Raw genomic sequence first — 6,103 nt, forward strand, 5'->3', positions numbered from 1 at the left:
CCCTTGAACCACTCATCCAGCAGGGGATCTATCTGCACCTTGTCCCAGAAGGGGTCGCTGGCATCGAGGGCAAAGCTCCCCTGCAGGGTGCTGCGCCACTCACCTGGCGTGTTGCCGTGCCGGGCTTGCAGGTCGGCGCTCAGATCGGCCTTGCCGGCGAAGGAGATGGGGGAGTGCAGCAGCTTGCTCCACTGCACCAGATCCAGCTTCTCCCCCTTGAGCTGCAACCGGCTGGTCTGGCCGGGCTCCTTGCCCCACTGGCCACTCAGGCTGAGGGATCCTTCGTCGGGCAGCGAGCTGGTCAGCTTGTTGAGTCGCCAGGCGCTGGGGGTCAGTTCGCCATCCAGCGTGCCGTTGCGGGCACTGAGGCCGTCCCACACCAGTTCGAACCACTGGCTCTCAATCCTGGCCCGGCCGAGCAGGGACACGGGCTGCTGGCCCCGCAGACCGAGGTCGGTCAGATAGAACTGCCAGCCGGTCAGCGATAGCGGCAGGGCATCGTCGAACGAGAGCACCTTGAGCTTGTCGAATGCCAGCTTGCGGATGTCGATCTGCGGTGGTTGCCAACTTTGCCAATCCTGCCACCACCCCTGTGGCAGGCTGATGTCCATGCCGCTCAGGGCCATGTCTTTGAGGGTCAGCTTCTGCTGTTGGGTATCCAGCGCCAGCGCCAGATTGAATTCGCCTTCGTAGGCCTTGCCCTGCACTTCGGCGTCGATCTGCTGGGGCGAGAAGGAGACCCGTCCCTTGAGATCTTCCAGCTGGAACAGGCCGCGGCCGAGATCGCCGAGGGCGCCAGAGAAGTAGCCGGTCGGCGTGCTGCCGGCCTGCCAGCTGAAGGCGGCGAGCTGGCCGTTGAAGTTGTTGAGGGAGATCTCCTGTTCGATGGCGCTGATGCTCACATCACGCACCTGTCCCACGTCCAGGCTGATGTGGCGCAGCGGCAGCTCCTTGTGTCCCGCTTTTCCCCACTCGATCCGCATGCCCTGCGCCTTCAGATTGCTCAGCTGCAGGCTGCGGGCGGGCCAGTCCAGGGTCATGCCGGTTTCCAGCAGGCCCTCGAACAGGTTGGCGGTCAGCTTGCCGGTGCTCAGCACCTGGCCTTCCAGTCGGCCCTTGAGATTAAGGCGGGAGAGGGCAAAGGTGGGGGTTGTCAGCTCATTGATGTTGAGGCTCAGGTTGGCCTGGGGTGGCCGCACCGGATTGAGTAACTGCCAGTCGTTGAGGGTGGCGTTGAGGCCGCTCAGGGTCAGTTCGTCACTTTGCAGGCTGAGCCGATCGATAGTGCTGTCGCGGATGGTGAGGGAGTGCAGCGGCAGGTTCGGCAGCTGGTTGGGCAGCGGCAGCCTGATGATGGGGCGGATCAGGTCGAGATGGGCGATGCGCACATCCCGGCTCAGCCAGTCAATGCTCTCTATCTCCAGATAGAGCTTGTCGAGGGTGACGGCGTCGCCATAGCTCACCTGCTCGGCCAGCAGGGTATAAGGGTGGAGCGGGTTGAACACCAGCCGCCCTATGGTGACGGGCACACCTGTCTGCTGGCTGATCCAGCTGGCAATGGGGTCCTTGGCCCGCTCTGCATCGAACAGGCCGAGGGCGACCCAGACAAACAGCAGCAGGAAGGCGAAGGGGTAGAGCAGGCCGCGTAACCAGGAATTCATAGGTCCTTTCCTCCTGTTTTGGGATGGTTGTCAGGCGTTGGAGTGGTGATCTCGCAGACCCAGCCAGCGGCGGATCAAGGGGTCTACGTGGGATCTGTGTCTGTCCATCAGGCAATGTGCCCATCTTCTGCATTTGCCTTGGTCAGGCATTGGAATAGTGATCCCGTAAACCGAGCCAGCGGCGGATCAAGGGGTCCACGTGAGAGCCGTGTCTGTCCATCAGGAAGCGCGCCATCTTCTGCACTTGCGGGATGAGCGACTGGTCGCGCACCAGGTCGGCGATCTTGAGATCGGCCAACCCGGTCTGGCGGGTGCCGAGCAGTTCCCCCGGGCCGCGCAGCTCGAGATCGCGCTGGGCGATCAGGAAGCCGTCATTGGTCTCCCGCAATACCCCGAGCCGGCTCTGGGCCGTCTTCGACAAGGGTGCATGATAAAGCAGCACGCAGTGGGAGGCCACAGAGCCGCGCCCGACCCGGCCACGCAGCTGGTGCAGCTGGGCCAGCCCGAGCCGCTCAGGGTTTTCGATGATCATCAGGCTGGCGTTGGGCACGTCCACCCCCACCTCGATGACGGTGGTGGCGACCAGCAACTGCAGTATGCCCGCCTTGAACTCCTCCATTACCCGCTGCTTCTCGATAGGGCGCATCCGGCCGTGTACCAGCCCGATATGCAGGCCGGGCAGCTGGTTTTGCAGCTCGGCGGCAGTATCCTCGGCGGCCTGGCACTCCAGCACCTCGGACTCTTCGATCAGGGTACAGACCCAGTATGCCTGCTTGCCCTCTTCACAGGCCAGCTTGACCCGATCTATCACATCCTGACGACGGCTGTCCGGCAGGGCGACCGTGGTGATGGGGGTACGGCCAGGTGGCAGCTCGTCGATGATGGAGGTGTCGAGATCGGCATAGGCGGTCATTGCCAGGGTGCGGGGAATGGGGGTGGCAGTCATGATGAGCTGATGGGGATGGACGCCCTCCCGCTCCCCTTTCTCGCGCAGGGCGAGGCGCTGGTGCACCCCGAATCTGTGCTGTTCGTCGATGATGACCAGGGCCAGGCGCTGGAACACCACCTGCTCCTGGAAGATGGCGTGGGTGCCCACCACCATCTTGACGCTGCCATCGGCAATGGCGGCGAGCTGAGCTTCTCGCGCCTTGCCCTTCTGCTTGCCAGCCAGCCAGCCGACCCCGATGCCGAGCGGTGCCAGCCAGTTGCCGAAGTTGATGGCGTGTTGTTCGGCCAGCAGCTCGGTCGGTGCCATCAGTCCCACCTGGCAGCCGTTACCGATGGCTTGCAGCGCCGCCAATGCTGCGACCAGCGTCTTGCCTGAACCCACGTCGCCCTGTACCAGCCGCATCATGGGGTAGCTGCGTTGCAGGTCCTGGCCGATTTCCGCCACCACCCGGTTCTGGGCACCGGTGGGCGTGAATGGCAGGGCGCCGAGCAGTTGTTCGACCAGCGCTGGCGCCGGTTTGAGGACTCGAGCCAGCTGGGTTTGCGCCTGGGCGCGGACTTTCAGTACTGAGAGGTTGTGGGCCAGCAGCTCTTCCAGCACCAGTCGCTGTTGTGCCGGGTGCTGGCCGCTTTCGAGCAGCGCCAGCGCCACCGAGGGGGGCGGGCGATGGAGCAGACGCAGGGCGGCGGCCAGTTCGATCTGCTGGGGATAGAGCCCGGCGGGCAGCAGCTCTTCCACGCCATAGAGGTCGAGTTGAGCCAGCGCCTGATCGGTGAGGTTGCGCAGGGTGAGCTGGCGCAGCCCTTCGGTAGTCGGGTAGACGGGGGTGAGCGCCCCTTCGGTCTGGCCGGCTTGTTCTTCGCCGAGCAGCTTGTACTCGGGGTGGGCCATCTCCAGCCCGTATTTGCCGGGGCGCACCTCGCCGAAGCAGCGGATCAAGCGGCCCTGGCCCAGGCTGTTTTTCTGGGCGGCGGTGAAGTTGAAGAAGCGCAGGGTGAGGGTGCCGGTGCCGTCGCTGATGCGGCAGACCAGCATGCGGCGACGCCCCATTACCAGCTGGGTATCCTGGATTTCGCCCTCGACGGCGCCGTGCAGCCCGGGTGGCAGATCGCCAATGGGCCACACCTGGGTACGGTCCTCGTAGCGCAAGGGGAGGTGGAACAGCAGATCCTGTACCGTCGCCAGCCCCAGTCGCTCGAGTTTCTCCTGCATCTTGCTGCCGACGCCCTTGAGGCTGTCGAGGGAGATTTTATCCAATTTCATCAATTAGATGCCCGAAAACACTGTAAATATGTCCAGATGATAGGGGGTGTTGATGGCTCGATGCAAGCCGCGTTGCAGTGAGCAGGGCGGTTGGGCGGCTGCAAAAAGGCAGTGGCCATATGTGACAAAGGCCTGCCGAAAAACGGGAGGCCTTTTTTGTCGCGGCTTGCGGGCGGGATGCGCCCCGGCGTCAGATGATGCGTTTGAGCAGGATATGAGCCTTGACCCTGTGGATCCGGGCCAGCAGCTTGCGCACCTGTTCCGGGTAGTCCTTGATCTGCTCAATCTGATCGAAGTGGCTGATCCGCTTGGTGTTGGAGAGTATGTTCTCCCGCTCCCCATTGAACTGGGCGCGGAGGTGATGGCGACGATCGTACACCAGCAAGCCATTTTCCAGATCCAGCGCCCAGGCACGGGGGTTGAGGTTGCTGCCGGTGAGCAGCGCCCACTCGTCATCCACGAAGATCCCCTTGAGGTGGTAGGAGTTGCGCTCGCAGCACCACAACATCAGGTTGAGACGGCCTGCATCGATGTGATGCTGGTTGCGCTCGGCAAACTTGCGCAGATTGGTCTCGTACAGATAGGGCAGCCCGCCTATGGTGGTGAACCTCTCCTCCGGTGGGATGAAGAAGTCGTTGGCCGTCTTGTCGCCCACCACTATGGTCACCTTGCAACCGCGTTTGAGCAGGGCTTCGATGTCCTTGTTCAACTCCTTGGGCGGGTTGAAATAGGGGGTGCAGATGAAGATCTCCCGCTCGGTGGCACGCACCAGGGTACGAATCATCTTGTTGAGCTGATTGCCCCGCTTGCCAAGCCCTGTCATCGGGGTGATGGCGATCTCCTGGCTGTTGACCGGCATGCTCTCGAAGCGGTACTGGCCCACTCGCAGGCTGTGCTTGAAGCGGCGGATCGGCCCCTTCAGCTGCTTGGCAGTGGGAATGTCGGTGCGATCGAGTCGCTGTACTGCTTCGCTCTTGAGGAAGAGATCGTCCACATAGTTGACCATGCAGCAGGTCAGCTCCGGGCTGGTGATCTGGTGATAACGGTCGAAACGGTAGCGATCCTGCTGATGCAGGTAGATGTCGTTGAGGCTGGCACCCGAGTAGAGCAGGGTGTCATCGAAGATAAAGCCCTTGAGGTGCAACACACCGAGCAGCTCGCGCCCCTTCACCGGCACGCCGTAGATGGCGATCTGGTGCTCGTGACGGGCAGCCATGTCCTGATACATCAGGTGGTTGCCCCCCTGTTCGCCCTTGCCGATCAGACCGCGCTGGGCACGGTGGAAGTCGACGAAGAGCTTGATGTCCAGAGCCGGATTGCGCTGCTTGGCGGCGTAGAGGGCGGACAGTATCTCCCGTCCCGCTTCGTCATCCTGCAGGTAGAGGGCCACCAGATAGATGCGGTGTGTCGCGCTGGCGATGAGCGAAAGGATCCGGCTCTTGAAGTCCCTGGCGCTATTGAGCACCTGAAACTGATCTGCGGCGACGGCGATCTGGGGCAGACGAGCCAACAGTTGTCGATAATGTGCCGATGAATGCATAGAGAAACCTGAAATCACTGCGTTAAGCGTTCCACTCGGAGCGATGGATAGGCGATTCTAGCAACCTCGACCTGTTAGCCAAAGAAAGAATCGTCATAAAGATGAAAAAGGCCTCACATCGGAGGCCTTTTTGACAGCGGTTATGTTCAAAGGAAGCTGTAGATGATCATCGCCATGACACCGCCCGTGGTGCCTATGATGGTCTCCATCACTGTCCAGGTCTGCAGGGTCTGCTTCTCGGAGAGGCCAAGATAGCGGTTGGCCAGCCAGAAGCCGGAGTCGTTGACGTGGGAGAGGACGATGGCCCCGCCACCGATGGCGATGGTCACGGCGGCCAGCTGGGCACCGTTAAGCCCGAGCGGCTCCAGCATCGGCAGCACCAGACCGCAGGCGGTCAGCATGGCGACCGTGGCGGAACCCTGAATGACCCGCACCGCGGCCGCCAGGATAAAGGCCAGCGCGACGATGGGCAGGCCGGAATCTGCCAGCATGTTGCCGAGGGCGGCACCCACCCCGGAATCAACCAGCACCTGCTTGAACACGCCACCGGCGCCGGTCACCAGTATGATGACGCCGGCTGGCTGGATGGCGCTGTTGCAGACGCTCATCACTTCGTCACGGGACATACCGCGACGCACCCCCAGCAGGTAGAAGGCGGCCAGACAGGCGACCATGATGGCAGTGAAGGGA

General features: G+C 62.6%; 4 protein-coding genes. All 4 read right to left on the reverse strand.

Annotated features, from left to right (window positions below):
* Positions 1–1,661: AsmA-like C-terminal region-containing protein (locus AAC083_RS22330; protein ID WP_108535586.1), on the reverse strand; the 1,661-nt coding region annotated here is incomplete at its 3' end.
* A 142-nt stretch (positions 1,662–1,803) separates the two neighbouring features.
* On the reverse strand, positions 1,804–3,873 hold the full coding sequence (gene recG, locus AAC083_RS22335) for an ATP-dependent DNA helicase RecG (RefSeq protein WP_181364604.1): 2,070 nt from the start codon (positions 3,871–3,873) through the stop codon (positions 1,804–1,806).
* Between the two features lie 190 nt (positions 3,874–4,063).
* The gene (gene pssA / locus AAC083_RS22340; protein ID WP_181364605.1) at positions 4,064–5,413 is read right to left on the reverse strand and encodes a CDP-diacylglycerol--serine O-phosphatidyltransferase; all 1,350 of its coding nucleotides are present in this window, start codon (positions 5,411–5,413) and stop codon (positions 4,064–4,066) included.
* 146 nt (positions 5,414–5,559) lie between these two features.
* Positions 5,560–6,103 (reverse strand): GntT/GntP/DsdX family permease (locus AAC083_RS22345; protein WP_441296515.1); only part of this gene is annotated, 544 nt, incomplete at its 5' end.

Source organism: Aeromonas sp. HMWF014, assembly GCF_963878295.1.
In the GTDB taxonomy this organism is placed as follows: Bacteria; Pseudomonadota; Gammaproteobacteria; order Enterobacterales; family Aeromonadaceae; genus Aeromonas; species Aeromonas popoffii.